Raw genomic sequence first — 19,280 nt, 5'->3', positions numbered from 1 at the left:
GGCGATGACAATGACTGAAGACAATTTTGAAAAATATAATCCGCAAGAATTACAGCAAAAATATGAAGAATGGTGTGAGCTGCATCGTCAGCAGCTTGAAGCGCAGCAGCAGTTTTTGCGCGCTGAAGCCTTGCAAAACGAGTTGAAAAAGTACTATCTCAACCCGCAATGGATGACAGACCGTGAAGCGGATCTGCCGATTGAGCACTCGGGTCAAGCGCACTCAATCTTTAGTGAAGATGCGCTATGGAGTATGCTCAGCGACCATGATGAGCTAGCCAGAAAGTGGATGCGTTTGGGGCTTAATGCGATTGATAAGGAGTGAAAGTCATTTTTGAACTATATTAGAGAAAATAGCTAAAACTCTTAAGCGTACTAATTATCTGATCTTTAAGGTTATCCTTTAATGACCCATAACCATTGAACTCAAACCTTAAATCTAAACCATAATCAGATTTAGCTTCTTCTTTTTTCTCATTTTTGTTTAGTAAAAGTACGCAAGGTTTATCTCTACCCTTAGCATAACCGTACTCATATAGCACATTTGCATTATTATTTGTAATATCAGCTATGAAAATTTCACAACTATCAATCTTTTCGAAAATATCAACTACTATATTATGGGTTGGAGAGTCATTAGTCATAATCCTGTAGTTTGATAGGTTTATATGTGGATGAATAGTCTTAATTTCTTCAACTACTGTGTCCAGTGCGTCATTATAATCCCTTACTGAAGACGGATTATAATAAGGCATAGCCATGAAAATTTTCACTTCCTTATCGTGTAACTTGTTATAAATTTTTACAATTTCACGGGGATGTTCTAAGACTACATTACACATATGATTATTAATCAACCAATTTATAAAAGCCTTAACTACTTTGATATTAGTACTGTATAAACGTTCAGGATGTTCGTTAAATTCTCGGTATACATAGTAAAAAACAGCTATAAAAATAGTCTTATTATCACTAAGATCTAAATTATCACCATATAATTGATTAGCATAGGAAGTACATTTATTAAATAACTCTGAGTTTTCCTGATCAACTTCAACAAGCTTTTCTTCATTTAAGAACTTAACAAGTTCAACCAAAGTACTTCTTTCTTTTGACTCGAAAACCTTTTTAATGTCTTGTAAGTGGTCAAAGCTTAAGTTATTGTGGATTTTTCTAGCAAAAACATATTCCCAGCCCATATCTGCCTTCAAGTCATCGTCTTCATACCTTGAAGCATCAAAGATCCCTTTTAAAGCTTCTTCCGATGTTAGTGATCTACCTTTCGAATTAATATTATGGAAGATAATACTTTGCTGTACTTTCTCTATACTTTGAATATTGCTATCTAGGTTTAAATCATCTGAACTATTATCGTAACTAAATAATATAATGCAAAAAGGGCACATCTTATTAAGATTAGATTCATTAGAGTCTTCAGCTGCCTGTAACCTATGATTGCCGTCAATCCTAACAAATGGTTTGTTTTGCAATAAAAAATCAGTGTTCAGACGCAGAGCAACATTCCTTAATACTTTAGGGTTGTCGGTAGTTTGATCCATAGGCTTTGATTGGTTTGCATTTAACTCTATCATTGCCCCTTTTATCTCTGGGTTTTTTACTAAGATATCCTGAGACATGGAGTCATGGGTAAAATTAACGTTACCATTATTTATATTTAAAGCTAGAATAATTTCACTGAAAAAGACGTTTTTTCCCACTTCGTAAAAACTTGTAATAGCTTCTTTATGTTCAGGAATTATATCTCTTTGAAAACTCTCGTCAGTTTTAGATATTTTAGCCAAATCGCCCAAGGTTGCATAACCTCTTATACAGGGGTAATTTCCTAATACGTTTTCTAATAATCCTCGCAAAACTATCATTAATTTTCCTCCCCCAAAATCATACGTTCTATCTTTTGTTTCGCTTGAGCCAATATCTCATTGGCTTCTTGCTGTAACTGAGCAGCAGTAGCTCTAATTTGATCAATATGCTGTACTATCTCATGTTGCTTTTGACAATCGACATTTATGATTGGAGTATCAAGATATTCCGAAGTTATTAAGTTTCTAATGCCGTTAGTTTGACTCTGCATTTTTTCCGTGAATTTAATATTGTGAAGAGTTTTTAGATAATAAAACAAGAATACAGGACTGATAGCAGTTGAATTTACTGTAATCTTTTGAACAAAGTTTGAATAAGCAATATTGCCATAGTCATTTAAAATATTTTTCGTAAGGATTGCAATACGACCAACAGGTTGATTTTCACTACCTCCTGATTTTTCAATCAGCAAATCATGTTCTAAAATATTCATCTTTTTGAATTTATTGTTCTCTATCAGACGATACTTAATTCTGTTTTCGTCAAACGATAAATTACCATTGTTATCAAATTCAGTAGCACGAATCACTAGACACTTGGTATAGATATCACGATCGTATCCGTCTTCCTCATCTACTCCCCATTGTCCTGACGCCATATTTTTCGTATATTTTTTTAAAGGTACAGAACCATTGGTATGATTTTCTAAAACTTTTTGCAATTCTTGAAAATACACCTTATTTCTATAAGCATCAAACCGCCCGCCAGATAGTTCACTCGCTTGAACGGTAAACATACGATTAGATAGACTGTTGTCAATATCGGGAACTTTGATATCCAGCTCGGTTAATAGATAATCGTCAATACTATTCAACAGATTCTGTGCTTCAGTTTTTTTCTCAATTGATAGTTGTTTAGCTTTTTCCAAATCTTCAAAATCAATGTTTTCTATAATTGGAATTGAACGCAAAGCTGAATAGTCTAGTGCAGGTCTCGTACCACCAGTTGCACGTCTACTTGCTAATTTTTCAACTACATCTAAATTAAGATAATTTGCTAAATAACGACTTTTTTCTCTATCGTTTGTACGAAGTACGACCATATGCTGGTTAGTGTTGCCGATAAAGCCTTTTGGTGGTACAGAAGCTACTGCCATTCTTCCTACACCAGTTATTTTTATCAATAGATCGCTGTCTGATACTTGGCTACGTTTTATTTGATTCTCATGAACATGATGAGAAATAAACTTTACGTTTTCCAAATTTAATGTACCGTTGATTGTTAGGTTTTGAACTCTTAAAAACGGAATACCTGTTTCTTTATCAGCATAATAACTCGATTCAGAAACACTAGGAGTGGCACCGCTTGCCATGGTATTAGCGAAATCCTGTAACTTTTTAGTAGCTTTTGCACTTACTCTCTTTTCTATAGTTAATAACTCAGGACGATAATAATCTGTATCTAAACGCTTATCTATATCACTTAAATTTATCAAGAATACTTTATCTTGATCGATATTATCCGCAAGCTGAAACGATGCTTGAAAGTTACTCATAATGTTCGCCCTCCACCACATCACGAATAAAACGCTCAAGCTCTTTGGTTATCACTTCCAGCTCATTATTACCTGTGGGCTTACCCGTAGCGTCATAGCCGATATCCTCTGCTATCGCCATAAAGATAGGATAGTCTGGCATAGCGACTTGCTTTTGCTCAATATATAGATATTCCATATCCTGCTTGAGCTGGCTTAAATGCTCAGAATATTCAGCCGTTTTATCAGTCTTCCAAGCCTTATAGTCATCAGTCTTTTTAAATTCCTTTATATCGCCTGTATAGGGGATATCAGGATTATCTAGAGTGCGTTTTTTATTTGTATCGATTGCTTTTAATTGAGCTTTATAACGTTGCTCTTGAATCAGTTTGGTTTGTAATGCCAGCTTATTATCCGTAAGCTTTTGCGTATAAGCATCAGGATATTTGCGCAAAAACAATACACTGCTTTTGACTCCTGCTCCCGTAGCGGTAAATGCTGTCTGCGGCAAGCTCACCACTGCCACAATGCGATACCAGTCTTCTATCTGATCGCGCACATACTGTAATGAGCTATTCGTTAACACGCCATCAGGCAATACCACAGCCAGATAACCATACGGCTTTAGAAACTGGTAGCACTGCTCAATAAATAATACTTCTGTACTTTGTGAACCTCTATCCTTAACACCGCTGTTTTTTAAATCTAACCAAGAAGTGTCTTTTTGACCAAAGCTATACGTGTCAAGGTATGCTTTTTCAGTTTGCTTGACGCTACTACCAAATGGTGGATTGGTCAGAATAAAGTCAAAACTGTTATATTTGAAATCTTTATTACCCGAAACCCTTTGTAGTTCGGTGTCTCTAAGTAGACCGTCAGCGGTAATGACATTAGTGTGACCATCATCATGGATAATCATATTCATCTTAGCTGCGCGACTGATTTGCTCATTGATTTCAATGCCGAATAGACGCTTTTCAGCAAAGTCATGCCAGTATCGCCAATGTTTTGGGCTACCTATCTCATGTTCGAAGTCGATATCTGCCTGACGACGAATTTTTTCTAAAGCGTGCAATAAAAAGCCACCACTACCACATGAAGTGTCTAGTACATAATCTGTCTGTTTGATAGGGAGTACATCAGTAATGAATTGAACAATAGGTCTAGGCGTAAAGTATTGACCAAAATTACCACGGAAAAACGATCCCATAAAGGTTTCAAAAGCGCGACCTTTACTATCTAGGTCAGTTTCATTTAAATTAATATCTTGTAAATATTCTACGACAGTTCTTACACGGCTGGGGCTAAGTCGAATATCATCTTTAAATACCTCAGAATCTACTTTGCGACCTTCTTCATACAGCGCTTTTATTCGCTCATAAAGTGCATTATTAGTCTTTTGCGTGGCGTCTCTTTCTTTCTCTTTTTTGGTCTCACCAATGCCCTGCTCCGTAATAATTTGAAAATCGTATGGCTCGCCAGCTTTGCGGGCTTTTCTCTCATCCCAAATCTTACAAAAGATAAGTTTATCCAATTCATCAAATGCTTCTGATGGGTTTAATTGTCCACCCGCCCAAAGTGCATTATGTGCTTGTTTAAATCGATGAGTTAATTCAGATTCTAAAACCGTAGATAAGTCAAAAAAGCGTTGATTTTGATGAGTTTTGTTATATATCTCAGCGTATTTTACAAATTTATAAGGGGCAACGGTACTAATACCAAAAGCAGGAATATCTGGACTTTCTTCACGAGTTTGCTGGCTCTTATCCACTTTTAGATAAATATTTTTGATCTTTGAAGTGACCCAAATCCACTTGGTATTATTTGGTAGAGAGTAGGCATAAGAGTATGCTTGTTCGACCGCTTGTCTGAACTCAGCTTCTGATACCTCCTCTCTTTTACACTCCACTAAAATATGAGGTTGCAAGCAAGCATCGTCATTGTAGACCACAATATCAGCTTCTTTTTGACTTGATCCCATAGTGACAGGCACGAAGCATCTAACACGATTCACTGGATATCCATATTTAAGGACTAACTGACAAAATATCTTCGCTTGTACTTGCTCCTCTGGATTCAGCGCACGGCTTTTATTATGTCCAGAATAAGTAATACGACTCTTATCTTCATTAAGCTCGATAATACCTTGTTGAAGTCCTTGCTCAAGATAATTAATAGGTTCATCCGACATCGTTATACCTTAAATTTTTAGAATTAGGTTAGCTGACTATAGTAGCTAGTGTTTGAATATTAGTACATGCTTACATAGGTTATTTGAATAAATTTTCTGTATCTCTACAACACCCCAATCCCACTTAACAACAACTGACTGCCTGCGAATAACAGCAGCACGCCGAAAGCGCGTTTCAGCATCAGCGCGGGCAATACATGGGCAAGCTTGGCGCCGACCTTTGCCATCGCAAAACTAGCGACAGATATGCATAAAAAGCCCGTGATATGCACAAATCCTATCGTACCCTCAGGCAGGTTGACCACGTCTTTACCAAACCAGGCAAAGCCTATCGCACCAGCGACGGCAATGGGCAAACCGCAAGCAGCAGACGTACCGACCGATTGTTTCATCGGCAGTCCTGCCCAGTTTAAAAACGGTACGGTCAAGCTACCACCGCCAATCCCAAAGATAGAGGACGCCATACCAATCCCTGTGCCCGCGCCAAACTGCACGCCAGCAGGCGGCAAAGGCTTGCCGAGCTGCTCTTTGTTAGACAAAAACAGCATCTTTAGCGCGACCAATAACGCACCAACACCGATGATAGCTTGCAATACTTTTCCATCGATCATATCGGCGATACCGGCACCGACAAGGCTTCCGATGACCAAGCCCAGCGCCATCTTGCGCCAGACTTCCCAGCGCACACCGCCGCGCTTATTATGTGCTGTCAATGAGCTAATAGAGGTGACAATGATGGTCGCAAGCGAGGTACCGATCGCTAGATGGGTGATGACATCAGGCGAAAAGTCATAGGCGGTAAATATCCACACCAAGGCGGGCACAATAATCATACCGCCGCCTACCCCAAACAAGCCTGCACTGACCCCAGCAAACGCCCCTGCAATCACAAACCACACATATAAGATCATTAAATCGGCCTTTTATCCTGCGTCTTTTTTATTAAAATCGTATAATCATCTAATTGTATAGTCACTCGAACATTACCTGCTCAATCGCATTTGCTAAATCATAATCCGACCTTTATGCTGTTTGCTTTGTATTGGTAATGAGCAACAATCGCTCAGTATATCAAAGTTTATCCACGCCAATTTATCCCATCGACGAAACTTATTATGCCGCCATTTAATCCATCATCTGACGCTTTGTCTGCCCAACCTTTTGAGTCATTTGATTCATTAGAGCTTGAGCATTTACCTAAGCTTAACCATCGCCATCTTATTAATAGCCCCTCGACCAATAGTGAGCTGATAACAGCGCTGCAAAATGGCAGCTTAAATGCAGCCGAGATGCATCTACTAACAGCAGAAACCCAAAGCGCTGGACGCGGACAACACGGGCGCTCATGGCAGTCACCGCGCGGCAATGTTTATTTGTCGTTATATCATCCCGTGCATCTACCGATTAGCGGTTTATTGTCGCTGATTATCGGCGTTGAATTGGCAAAAATGCCCGTTATTCAAGTGCTAAACGAGCAATTGCGCAAGCAAGGCTTGGCAACAATCGGGGTAAAATGGGCCAATGATTTGGGCTTTTATTCACACCAATATTCAAAGCAATATTCTCATCAAAATCATACTGAATTGAATGACGCTACTTTAAAGCCGCTTGAATCTACCAAACAAACCCTACCCTTTCATAAACTCGCTGGCATTTTAATAGAGCCCGTAACGAAGTCAGGAAAATTGGTCGGCGTGGTGATGGGCGTGGGTCTAAATGTGCAAGCTACGCCTAAGCTTACGGCGCAAACTTGCGAGGGCATGAGTTATCAAGCGATTAGCTTACGAGATATTTGTGCCATGCTTGAGCCAAAAGCGCCGCCTATTTCACTTCCAGACCTAAAAACGCTTTATCAGCAAATGAGTGAGGCTTTAATGGCAGCGATGACCCGCTTTGAGTATTTAGGATTGGAGAAGCCAACCGGCCAGCGTTATTATTTGGACAGTTTTTTGGCGCAGTTTGACGCGATGGATGCATTGGCAGGGCTGCGTTTGCGCGTCACCCAAGACTACAACGGCAATATCGAGACGCTGACCGGTTATGCATGCGGTCTTGATACACATGGATGTTTGCAATTACGTGAATATAACGGTAAGATTTCTGCGCTTTTTACCGGTCGCATTGATGTAATTGGTGATGCTTAAACCTTTCAGCCTCACCCTTAAAAAACCATACTGAACGAGCACCATATAAAGGGATTTTTATGCTCTGGTTAGATCTTGGCAATACCCGTCTTAAATACTGGCTCACCGATGATATCGGGCAGATAGTTGCGCACGATGCCAAGCAGCATTTGCAAGCGCCTGCCGAACTGCTCATGGGTCTGACCGATCGTTTTGCGCGTTATGCGCCGGATTTTATTGGTATCTCGTCGGTATTGGGCGATGACTTAAATGTAAAAGTATCTGAAACCTTGAGCCGCCTAAATATTCCGTTTGAATTTGTCCACGTCGATGCTGAGCATGCCTTGATGAAAAGCGCCTATGATGACGAACAGCTCGGCTGCGATCGCTGGCTACAGATGCTAGGCGCGGTGGATAAGAAAAAACGCCAGTGTGTGATTGGTTGCGGTACAGCGGTGACGATTGATTTAATTGATCACGCTGAGCATTTAGGCGGTTATATTTTCCCCAGCATCTATCTGCAACGTGAGTCGTTATTTTCTGGTACCAAGCAAATTACGATTTCTAATGGCACTTTTGATAGCGTGAGCCCCGGCATCAACACAAAAGACGCCGTCCATCGCGGCATTATGTTGTCCATCGTTGGCGCGATTAATGAAATCAGTAACCGTTATCCAAACTTTGAGCTCATCATGACCGGCGGTGATGCGCATATCATTGCGCAACATATCAATCGTTCGGTGCGTATGCGCGATGATTTATTATTAAATGGTCTGGCCCGTTATTTTGACCATAGCAAACAGACATAGTGTTTTGAGCGTTTGTATAAATAAAAAAAGCAGGCCGTTTTAAGCGACCTGCTTTTTTATTTTTAGTTTATTCGATTTAAAAGCGATGCTAGATGCTTATGGGATGATTTTTTTGCATCGTCTGTCACGCCTGCGAACAGCAAGCAAGAAAAAATTAGCCCATGAGCAAGAGTTTAGTATATAAAGAACATTCTATAATTTCTACTTAGTCTCGTTAAATAGCTCACGGCCGATTAGCATCCGGCGAATCTCGCTAGTACCTGCGCCGATTTCATACAACTTGGCATCACGCCAGTAGCGACCAAGTGGATATTCATTGGTATAGCCGTTACCGCCAAAGATTTGAATGCCCTCACCTGCCATCCACGTGGCTTTTTCGGCACACCATAAAATCACGCTGGCGCAATCTTTACGTACTTCGCGGCTGTGACTGGCGCCGCGTTGATCGAGCATATCGAGGTTTTTACCGACCGTATATAAGAAGCTGCGTCCCGCTTGCAAGATGGTATACATATCGGCGACTTTACCTTGGATCAGCTGAAACTCACCAATCGCTTGCCCAAACTGCTTACGATCATGAATATAAGGCACGACGTTATCCATCACCGCTTGCATGATACCGATAGGACCTGCGGCGAGTACCGCGCGCTCATAATCAAGCCCGCTCATCAGCACCTTAACGCCTTCGTTTAAGCCGCCTAAAATATTCTCTTTAGGGACTTCAACATTGTTAAAGGTCATCTCACCAGTATGACTACCGCGCATGCCAAGCTTATCGAGCTTTTGCGCCGTGCCAAAGCCCTTCATGCCTTTTTCAACGATAAAGGCGGTCATACCTTTTGCGCCTAGCTCTGGATTGGTTTTGGCGTAAACCACCATTACGTCAGCATCTGGGCCATTGGTAATCCACATTTTGCTACCGTTTAGCACATAATGTCCGTCTTTTTCTTCGGCTTTAAGCTTCATACTCACTACGTCTGAACCAGCGCCTGGCTCACTCATCGCTAATGCGCCAATGAATTCACCACTAATCAGCTTGGGCAGATATTTTTGCTTTTGTTCCTCTGAGCCATTACGTTTGATTTGGTTGATACACAGGTTAGAATGCGCCCCGTAGCTGAGCGCCACAGAAGCAGAGGCTCGGCTGATTTCTTCCATCGCCACCATATGCGCGACATAACCCATATCAGAACCGCCGTACTCTTCTGGAACGGTAATGCCATGCAGACCGAGCTCGCCCATTTTTTGCCATAAATCCATTGGGAACTCATCGCTGCTGTCGATTTCGGCTGCACGCGGGGCAATTTCTTTTGCCGCAAACTGCTGCACCACATCACGTAATGCATCAATATCTTCGCCAAGCTGAAAATTTAATCCAGGTAAACTCATAGTCATTCCTTGTATGTAAAAGTTTTAAATCTTAAAAATTTAGATCCATTTAAAAAGAGACCATATAGCGGGTACAAATTTTTATCGCTTGCTGTGCGACTGCATCACTCCAGAGGCTTCAAAAATTTATACCAGCTATCTATTTATTTATTTCTGTTCATTTATTTCTATTCATTTAGCTTATGACTGGCTTGATTTTTTAGTTAAGACTGACGTTTATTAATCAATGCACGCGCCACGCTTGAACCATTGCGGCGACCCAAGAATTCACTGATACGCTCGCCAGCCACGACCAATTTATCCAAATCAATGCCCGTGTGGATGCCCATACCGTGCAGCATATAGACGACATCTTCGGTGGCGACATTGCCCGTTGCGCCTTTGGCATACGGACAGCCGCCAAGCCCAGCCACTGAGGTATCAAATTCGCTAACGCCCATCTGTAAAGCAGCCAAGGTATTACTCACGGCTTGACCATAAGTATCATGAAAATGTCCTGATAGCATGCTGATATCAGCGTATTCTAAAGCGGCTTGCAGGGCGCGCTGTACTTTTAATGGCGTACCAACCCCAATCGTATCGGCAATACCAATCTGCTCAGCACCAATCTCAACCAAACGCTTGGTCACATAAGCCACTTCGCTAGGAGCAATCTCGCCTTCATAAGGGCAACCGACTGTGCAAGAGATGACGCCGCGTACTTTGATACCCTGCGCTTTTGCCGCAGCGGCAACGGGCGCAAAACGCTCAATGCTTTCGTCAATACTGCAATTGATGTTTTTTTGGCTAAAGGTTTCACTGGCTGAACCAAAAATAACGATTTCATCGGGGCGATGCACAATAGCATTTTCAAAACCGCGCATATTTGGCACCAGTACCGAGTAACAAACATCGGCATGGCGCGCGGGCGCTAATGCTTCGAGTAGCGCGCTATTATCACCCATTTGCGGCACCCATTTTGGCGAAACAAAACTGGTCGCCTCGAGCTTTTTGACGCCTGCTGTAATTAAATCGTTGATCAGCGTTTGCTTAACCGAAGTCGGCACCGTCATGGACTCATTTTGCAGGCCATCACGTGGACTAACATCAACGATTCTGACGTGGTCTGGGTACGAGAGTTTCATGCTTATCGTCCTTTTTTATGCGCCTTTTCATAGTAGATTTCATTTAGAAATATCACAGGACTGCTGGGATAAATTTTGCGAAGCCTCTGGAGTGCGAAGCGCACAGCAAGCGAGGAAATTTATACCAGCAGAGCGCTATTTTAAACGAACCACTTTTATATTGAATTGGCTATGTTACGTTATCAGTACCTCAGTTACTCGTCTTCAGTCGTCTCAGTATCGATACGCAGTAACTCATCACCATCAGCAACCAAATCACCCGCGGCAAATAATAATTCTGCTACCACCCCATCCGTCGGTGCAGTAATGGTATGTTCGATTTTCATCGCTTCGATAACGGCAAGTGGCTCGCCCTTTTTCACACTATCGCCAACCGCGACTTTAAAGGCAACGACTTGTCCTGGCATTGGTGATTTCAAGCTACCGACTGCCGCAGACTCTTCGCCGACGTGCGCCATGATATCAATCAGCGTAATCTCGTCACGGCCGCTATCGGTGAATACATAAACGGTTTCATTATTTGTCCAGCTTTGGGCGCTGATACGTACGCCATCTAGCCATAAGGTATGATTGTGCGCGTCAGTACTGGCATAGTTAATTTCACTTTCATAGACTTTTTCTGTCTGGGCGGCGACATTGGCATTGGTTTTCTCTTCGGTACTTGCGATTTCTTTTTCAATCACTAAGGTAAAGCTACTGCTATTTTCAGCCCCTTTTTTGCTTTCCGAACTATTTACATTATGCCAGTTGCTAATACGTGCCTGGTAGGCCTGCTCATCATAAACCAAGCCAAACGAGCGCGTATAATCACTATAAGCACGGAAACCAGTCGGCTTACTAAATGGATCGATGTCTGAGCCTTGTGCTGCGCTTTCACTAGCAAGCTGCTGCGTAATGGCAGTCACCACGAGTGTCGATAAATCAAGCGGATGCTGATTAAACAGCTCGTCCGCCTCACGCTCGATAAGCGCCGTATCCAGATTGGCTTGGCTAAACGACTCAGTATTTAAGATATAGCGCAAAAACGCCACGTTATTTGGCAAACCAACGATGCGCGTTTGAGCGAGTGCGCGGTCGAGTTTCGCCAATGCTTGCTCGCGAGTAGGCGCATGGACGATAAGCTTCGCAATCATCGAATCGTAAAACGGGCTAATCACATCGCCCTCGCGCACGCCATCGTCGATACGCACATCGGCAACGTTAAAGGTACTGTGCTCAGGCTTTTGATAGGTAAATAAAGTACCCGTCGCTGGCAAAAAGCCATTGTCAGGATTTTCAGCGCAGATACGCGCTTCGATAGCATGACCATTTATGGTTAACTCGTCTTGCTTTTTCGGTAACGTCTTACCTGCTGCGACCAACAATTGCCATTCGACCAAATCGACACCCGAAATCGCTTCACTAACTGGATGCTCCACTTGCAGGCGGGTATTCATCTCCATAAAATAGAAATTCATCGCCCCTTCGCGCTGCTCAACGATAAATTCAACCGTACCTGCACCAAAATAATTGACCGCACGCGCCGCTTCGATTGCCGCTGTTCCCATCGCTTCACGCATGGCAGCGTCAACACCGGGTGCTGGCGCTTCCTCTAATACCTTTTGGTGGCGGCGCTGTACCGAGCAATCTCGCTCAAACAAATGCACATAATTGCCATGCATATCGCCAAATACTTGAATTTCGATATGGCGAGGTTTTAGGGCATATTTTTCAATCAGTACTTGGTCGTCACCAAAACTGGTAATCGCTTCACGGCGACAGGAATCTAGTAAGTCAATAAAATCGCTGCTATTTTCTACAATACGCATGCCTTTACCGCCGCCGCCAGCGCTGGCTTTAATTAAGACGGGATAACCGATACTGTCTGCTTGCTGTTGTAAGAATCCTGCATCTTGATTGTCGCCATGGTAACCCGGTATCAAGGGCACGCCAGCCGCTTCCATCAAACGCTTGGACTCAGACTTGCCGCCCATCGCCCGAATCGCGTCGGCAGATGGGCCAATAAACATCAAACCTGCATCCTGACAAGCCTGAGCAAAGTCCGCATTTTCACTTAAAAAACCATAGCCTGGATGGATTGCTTGGGCGCCAACATCGAGGGCAATCGCAATAATCGCATCGCCTTTCAGATAGCTGTCTTTTGGTGCAGAACCACCTAAATAAACCGCTTCATCACAGACAGCAACGTGTTTGGCGCCGCGGTCGGCATCAGAATAAACAGCGACGGTACGAACACCCATACGCTTGGCAGTCGCAGCAACACGGCAAGCAATTTCACCACGGTTGGCGATTAGAATTTTAGAAAACATAACTATCCCTGTAACTTATCGTTTTTATTTATCGGCTTGACTATCGTTTTTTGCTACTAGTCTGTCGTTAACCAATCAGGTTTACGCTTTTGCAAAAAGGCCTGCACGCCTTCTTTTCCTTGCGCTGAGGAGCGAATATCAGCGATACCTTTAACGGTATCAGCAATCAGCTCATCGGTAATCGGTGCACCTGCGACTTTGTGCAATAAACGCTTGCAAGTCTTGACCGCATTGGGGCTATTATTAACCATCTTGGCGCATAAGGCTGCGACTGTGTCGTTAAGCGATTCTTCACTAACGCGCTCATGGATAAAGCTAAGCTGCCGTGCCTTTTTGGCATCAAACACTTCCGCACTTAAGAAATAACGCTGCGATGCTCGTGCGCCCAGTGCTCGTATCACATACGGGCTTATTGTTGCTGGGGCCAATCCTAAGCGCACTTCGCTTAAGCAAAAATTGGCAATCTTAACCGCGATGGCTATATCACAGACGGCGACTAAGCCCATACCGCCTGCATAGACATCGCCTTGAATGGCAGCAACGGTTGGTTTTGGACATTCATAGATAGTTTTGAGCATTTGCGCCAGTTTATCAGCATCGGCAAGGTTTTCCTCATAGCTATAATCTGCCATCGCCCGCATCCAGTTCAAATCAGCACCAGCGCAAAACGCTTTGCCCGCCGCCGCTAGCACAATCACACGGACATTATCATCAGCGCCAAGCGTGGTAAAAACCTCAGTCAGTTCGGCAATCATTTCATCGTTAAAGGCGTTACGTATTTCAGGACGATTTAACGTCACCGTCGCGATATGCTGCTCAATATCGACCAATAGGCTTTTATAATTATTCAGATTTTTTTCCATAACCTTCTCTATTTTTTATATACGTGAAATGCTTGCCCATATTCCATTTAATGCTACATTCTAAACACACCAAATGTTGTCTCTTCAATCGGTGCGTTATAGGCAGCGCTAAGTCCAAGCGCCAATACGTTACGCGTATCGGCGGGGTCAATCACCCCATCATCCCAAAGACGTGCAGTCGCATAGTAAGGGTGACCTTGCTCTTCGTACATCTCAAGAATCGGCGCTTTAAATACTGCTTCGTCCTCGCTACTCCACTCTTCACCTTTACGATCAAAATTATCACGCTTGACGGTTGCCAGTACCGAGGCTGCTTGCTCGCCGCCCATCACCGAGATACGCGCGTTTGGCCACATCCATAAAAAGCGCGGACTATAAGCGCGGCCACACATGCCGTAGTTACCAGCACCAAATGAGCCACCGACGATGACGGTAAATTTTGGTACTTTAGCGTTGGCAACCGCCATGACCATTTTGGCGCCATGACGCGCAATACCTTCGTTTTCGTATTTGCGACCAACCATAAATCCAGTGATATTTTGCAAAAACACCAAAGGAATTTTACGCTTACAGCACAGCTCGATAAAATGTGTGCCTTTTTGTGCTGATTCACTAAATAAGATGCCGTTGTTGGCGATAATACCTACTGGTATACCTTCGATATGGGCAAAACCGCAAACCAACGTCGTGCCAAAGCGCGCTTTAAATTCATCAAACTCGCTATCATCGACGATACGAGCGATGATTTCTTTAATATCAAAAGGTTTGCGCTTATCGGTTGGAATGATGCCGTATAACTCTTTGGCATCATAGCGTGGTGGACGCGGTTTGATTTGATTTGGGATTTGCTTAGCAGGACGGTTTAAGTGGCTAACGATATTACGCGCAATCGATAACGCATGGGTATCGTTCTGCGCCAAATGATCGACCACCCCTGACAGACGCGTATGTACATCACCGCCGCCTAAGTCTTCAGCGGTGACCTCTTCACCCGTCGCTGCTTTAACGAGTGGCGGACCACCCAAAAAGATAGTGCCCTGATCTTTGACAATGATAGACTCATCGCTCATCGCGGGCACATAAGCGCCGCCTGCGGTACAGCTGCCCATAACCACGGCGATTTGCGGAATACCGGCCGCGCTCAGATTTGCTTGATTAAAAAAGATACGACCAAAGTCATCTTTATCAGGGAATACTTCATCTTGATTGGGTAAGTTTGCACCGCCTGAATCGACCAAATACACGCAAGGTAAGTTATTTTCTTGGGCGATTTCTTGTGCACGTAAATGCTTTTTGACCGTCATCGGATAGTAAGTGCCGCCTTTTACGGTGGCATCATTACAGACAATCATACACTCGGTACCGTTGATGCGGCCGATACCCGCAATCACGCCCGCCGCTGGTATCTCTTCGCCATACATATCATGCGCTGCCATCGGCGCGACTTCTAAAAATGGCGTACCGACATCGAGCAGGCGCTCAACACGCTCACGAGGTAGCAGTTTGCCACGCGCTAAATGCTTGGCACGCGCGCGCTCTGAACCACCTTGAGCGACTTTACGCAGGTGCACATATAAGTCATCGACTATCTCTTGCATGGCGGCACGGTTTTGCTGAAAATCGGCAGCGTTCGGACTCAGTTTACTGGTTATGATAGCGCTCATGATATCCCTTTTTATACTTGTGTTTATTATTCAATAACTACTTAAAATCTTGACCGATTTTTTGACTACTCTATTCCCAACTCCGCCTTCATCTGCTCGATAATTTTATACTTTTGAATTTTACCGGTGATGGTCATCGGATATTCAGTCACAAAGCGATAATAAGTCGGCACTTTATAATGGGCGATATGCTCGCTACAGAATTGGCGCACTTCATCTTCGGTTAAGCAGCCCGGCTCTTTTGATATGATCAAAGCGGCAAGCACTTCTCCATAACGCTTATCTGGGATACCGACGACTTGAACGTCACGAATTTTTGGATGGCGATACAGATAGTTTTCAATCTCAACTGGGTAAATATTTTCACCGCCGCGAATGACCATATCTTTACTACGCCCAACGATTTTGACATAGCCGTCTTCATCCATCGTCGCCAAATCACCGGTATGCATCCAGCCGTCTTGTATCGCTTCACGGGTTTTAAAGCGGCTGCCCCAATAGCCTTTCATCACCGAATAACCACGCGTTAGCAGCTCGCCGGTTTCCCCTAACGGCACGATCTCGCCCGTTTCGGTATCGACGACTTTGACTTCAAGCGCAGGCTGCACAAGCCCAACCGTTGATACTTGTTTCTCTAATGGCGTATGCTCATTGGTCTGGCAAGAAACCGGACTGGTCTCGGTCATGCCGTAAGCAATGGTGACCTCTTTCATATGCATCTTATCAATGACGCGGCGCATGACTTCAATCGGACAGCTAGAGCCGGCCATAATGCCAGTGCGCAAGGTCGACAAATCAAATTTATCAAATTCAGGATGGTCAAGCTCGGCGATAAACATCGTCGGTACGCCATGCAAAGCCGTACATTTCTCTTCTTCAACCGCCTGCAAGACGCTCAAAGGATCAAAACCATCATTGGGATAAATGATACAACCGCCATGGGTCAAAATCGCTAAGTTTCCAAGCACCATACCAAAGCAATGATATAAAGGTACAGGAATACACAGTCTATCTTCCTCAGTGAGATTCATGGCCTCACCGATAAAATAGCCGTTATTTAAAATATTACGGTGGCTTAGGGTCGCGCCTTTTGGCGTGCCAGTCGTACCACTGGTAAACTGCACGTTAATCGCGTCGGTGTTTTTAAGCTGCGCTTGACGCTCGGCGACGCGTGGATCATTGGCATCGCCTTCCGCCATCCAAGCAGAGAACTTCTGCATAAATTTAAACTCTTCATCAGAGTCTGGCTCATCAATCCAAATAATGCGCTCAATGGTTGGAATCTCGACCAAATCCAGCTGGGTATAGTCTTTATGATAAATTTCAGGACAAAGCTCACGAATCAGCTGCGCATAATCGCTGCTTTTAAAGTGGCGCATCAATACCAAGGCTGAGCAGCCAAGTTTATTTAACGCATATTGCAGCTCAAAGGTACGGTAGGCAGGGTTGATATTAACGAGGATAACGCCGACTTTTGCGGTCGCTAATTGCATCAGCAGCCACTCAGCATTGTTGTGCGACCAGATACCGATGCGATCGCCAATCTCAAGCCCCATTTCAATCATGCTGCTGGCTAATTGATTGACCTGCTGTTGTAGCTCGCGATATGTCCAGCGGATATTTTGATGACGGACGACCAGCGCTTCACGCTCCGGATATTTGGAGACAATCGCATCAAAAAAATCGCCGATAGTCGCCTCAATCAGCGGTACATCGGGGCCTTTATCATAGCTTTGAATAAGCGGCGCATTTGCCGAGCGCGCGCCCATATTTACGGTGGGAATATTATTTAGAATGCTATCGAAGTCAGAAACTTGAGTCATAACGAGTCCTTTCGTTTTACTTTTTACAGCACGCCTGAATGGTGCTAATTTTTCGCTTGTTCCTACTCTTTTTTCCTTGAGCAGGTCTTAACAAGCATGAGCTACTATACCGCCTTAAATCGAAGGCTGTCAATCATAGTAATACATTATGTATCATTTAAATTAATTAATAAAAAGCATTACCCAGTAAAAGATAGCATAAAATCACGCGGTTATTATATGCAAAAAAGCCAGTTATGTATTGCTACACAGCTGGCTTTTAATAAGTATTAAGACTAGAATTTAAAGCTAAAAGTTAAATCTGCAATGGTTAAGCATTGATTAAGATTTCACCATTGGCGGTGCTTTAATCGTTACCGTCGCAGTGACGGCATTGCTATTATCAAGCAAATCCATAACCAGCTCGTCATCCGTTTCAGTAGTCACTTGCCAATTACCAGCAGCCTGCGGTACGCCAGTGACCATCACCGAAATGGCTTTATTTTTTAAGCGAATCATCGGCGGTTTATGATCATAACCGCTGTGCTCGTGACCCAAGATATCGTCAGCAATCGTCGCTGCCTGTGCACGTAGCGGCGCGACATAGCGGCAGGCGACGCCGTTGATCGACATACAATCGCCAATCGCATACACATTGGACGCATGGGTACGTAATGTGGTGGCATTGACCACGATACCAGTGCGTCGATTGAACTCAACCCCAGCAGCGGTTGGTAATTTATCATCGACCGTCAAGCCCGTACTGGCAATCACATGGTCAACCACTAACTTCTCTGGCTGCTGCGCCGTATCGCTGTCGGTAGCGGCAACTGGTGCATAGCTGACTTGCAATGTGCCATCATCATGACGCGTGACATTGGATACTTGATAACCGCCTAAAAAGTGAATCCCTTGCGATTTTATTGCTTTAGCAATACGCGCGGTCGCTTGTGCCGGTAGCATTTGCGAGAGCGGCGCGTCATTTAAGTCAATCAACGTCACTTCATGACCCGCTTTTAATAAATCCTCGGCGATTTCCGTCCCGACCATACCAGCGCCAACGATAGCGACGCGCTGACTGCCCGCTGCCAGCTTTTCTTGCAGCTGCCCAAAACGCTCGATATGATTGACATGCCAAACCAAATCTTCAGGCAGACTTTTTGGAAAAATAGGATGGGCGCCCATTGCCAGCACCAGTTTGTCATAGCTAATAGTGGCGTAATTGGTATACACGGGGTCCGAGCGCAGTGCTGAGATAAGCTGTACCGTTTGGCTAGCAGGGTCGATATCGGTCACTTGCGTATTGGCAAGCAAATTGATATTTGCCGCCTTTGCCGCATCGCTACCGGTCGCCCGTACCAAATCCGCGGCGTTTTTCTGCTGGCTAATTGCCATCGTTAGCATGGGTTTATGATAACGGTCGCCATTATCAGCTGTGATTAAGGTGATGGGAATGTTTTTATCTTTTGCGCGAATGGCATCAATCACGTGCCAGCCTGCTAAGCCTGCGCCAATAATCACAATACCTGCCGATTGATTTTCTACACTCATAATGACTCCGAAACACTATTTATTATTTGTTATGAATTTGGAATAGGATTAAAAACTGATGGCGTCTATTGTAGCAGCAAACAGGGAACACTTGTAAGCT

Annotated in this window: 14 protein-coding genes; 3 read left to right on the top strand and 11 right to left on the bottom strand. The window is 43.8% G+C overall.

Annotated elements, in window-relative coordinates:
• Positions 1-10: 10 nt before the first annotated feature.
• Positions 11-325: a DUF4298 domain-containing protein gene (locus ACPEGP_RS11165; protein WP_423813464.1), complete on the top strand. Its 315-nt coding sequence runs from the start codon at positions 11-13 to the stop codon at positions 323-325.
• A 19-nt stretch (positions 326-344) separates the two neighbouring features.
• Here the strand turns inward: ACPEGP_RS11165 and ACPEGP_RS11160 are convergent, their stop codons facing one another.
• The 4 genes from ACPEGP_RS11160 to ACPEGP_RS11145 form a co-directional block, all read right to left on the bottom strand.
• A complete protein-coding gene (locus tag ACPEGP_RS11160) occupies positions 345-1,880 on the bottom strand; it encodes a hypothetical protein (RefSeq protein ID WP_423813463.1) in 1,536 nt (511 codons plus the stop codon).
• Positions 1,880-3,376 carry a restriction endonuclease subunit S gene (locus tag ACPEGP_RS11155; RefSeq protein WP_423813462.1) on the bottom strand — a complete coding sequence of 499 codons (1,497 nt, stop codon included), beginning with the start codon at positions 3,374-3,376 and terminating at the stop codon, positions 1,880-1,882. The genes ACPEGP_RS11160 and ACPEGP_RS11155 overlap by 1 nt, the downstream gene beginning before the upstream one ends.
• On the bottom strand, positions 3,369-5,546 hold the full coding sequence (locus tag ACPEGP_RS11150) for a restriction endonuclease subunit M (RefSeq protein WP_423813461.1): 2,178 nt from the start codon (positions 5,544-5,546) through the stop codon (positions 3,369-3,371). Before ACPEGP_RS11150 ends, ACPEGP_RS11155 begins: the two co-directional genes overlap by 8 nt.
• A 104-nt stretch (positions 5,547-5,650) precedes the next feature.
• Positions 5,651-6,457 (bottom strand): sulfite exporter TauE/SafE family protein, encoded by an 807-nt coding sequence (locus ACPEGP_RS11145; protein WP_423813460.1) that lies wholly within the window; start codon positions 6,455-6,457, stop codon positions 5,651-5,653.
• 204 nt (positions 6,458-6,661) lie between these two features.
• Between ACPEGP_RS11145 and ACPEGP_RS11140 the strand changes: the two genes are divergently transcribed.
• Entirely contained in the window at positions 6,662-7,690 is a 1,029-nt protein-coding gene (locus ACPEGP_RS11140) for a biotin--[acetyl-CoA-carboxylase] ligase (RefSeq protein WP_423813459.1), read from the top strand.
• A 59-nt stretch (positions 7,691-7,749) separates the two neighbouring features.
• Positions 7,750-8,478 (top strand): pantothenate kinase, encoded by a 729-nt coding sequence (locus ACPEGP_RS11135; protein ID WP_191691494.1) that lies wholly within the window; start codon positions 7,750-7,752, stop codon positions 8,476-8,478.
• Positions 8,479-8,679: 201 nt separating this feature from the next.
• Here the strand turns inward: ACPEGP_RS11135 and ACPEGP_RS11130 are convergent, their stop codons facing one another.
• The 7 genes from ACPEGP_RS11130 to ACPEGP_RS11100 form a co-directional block, all read right to left on the bottom strand.
• A complete protein-coding gene (locus ACPEGP_RS11130) occupies positions 8,680-9,867 on the bottom strand; it encodes an isovaleryl-CoA dehydrogenase (protein ID WP_423813458.1) in 1,188 nt (395 codons plus the stop codon).
• Between the two features lie 203 nt (positions 9,868-10,070).
• Positions 10,071-10,991 carry a hydroxymethylglutaryl-CoA lyase gene (locus tag ACPEGP_RS11125; RefSeq protein WP_423813457.1) on the bottom strand — a complete coding sequence of 307 codons (921 nt, stop codon included), beginning with the start codon at positions 10,989-10,991 and terminating at the stop codon, positions 10,071-10,073.
• A 194-nt stretch (positions 10,992-11,185) separates the two neighbouring features.
• Entirely contained in the window at positions 11,186-13,300 is a 2,115-nt protein-coding gene (locus ACPEGP_RS11120; protein WP_423813456.1) for an acetyl/propionyl/methylcrotonyl-CoA carboxylase subunit alpha, read from the bottom strand.
• A 56-nt stretch (positions 13,301-13,356) separates the two neighbouring features.
• Complete coding sequence (locus ACPEGP_RS11115; RefSeq protein WP_423813455.1) at positions 13,357-14,163, bottom strand: enoyl-CoA hydratase/isomerase family protein; 807 nt, start codon at positions 14,161-14,163, stop codon at positions 13,357-13,359.
• 53 nt (positions 14,164-14,216) lie between these two features.
• Positions 14,217-15,827 carry a carboxyl transferase domain-containing protein gene (locus ACPEGP_RS11110; protein ID WP_423813454.1) on the bottom strand — a complete coding sequence of 537 codons (1,611 nt, stop codon included), beginning with the start codon at positions 15,825-15,827 and terminating at the stop codon, positions 14,217-14,219.
• Positions 15,828-15,892: 65 nt separating this feature from the next.
• The gene (locus ACPEGP_RS11105; protein WP_423813453.1) at positions 15,893-17,650 is read right to left on the bottom strand and encodes an AMP-binding protein; all 1,758 of its coding nucleotides are present in this window, start codon (positions 17,648-17,650) and stop codon (positions 15,893-15,895) included.
• Positions 17,651-17,971: 321 nt separating this feature from the next.
• Positions 17,972-19,180, bottom strand: coding sequence for an FAD-dependent oxidoreductase (locus ACPEGP_RS11100; protein ID WP_423813452.1), 1,209 nt, complete (start codon positions 19,178-19,180; stop codon positions 17,972-17,974).
• Positions 19,181-19,280: the final 100 nt, after the last annotated feature.

This window comes from Psychrobacter sp. 219-2-C, assembly GCF_049560815.1.
In the GTDB taxonomy this organism is placed as follows: Bacteria; Pseudomonadota; Gammaproteobacteria; order Pseudomonadales; family Moraxellaceae; genus Psychrobacter; species Psychrobacter faecalis.
Note: the sequence above shows the minus strand (reverse complement) of the source record. Positions and strands in the feature narration are given on the sequence as shown.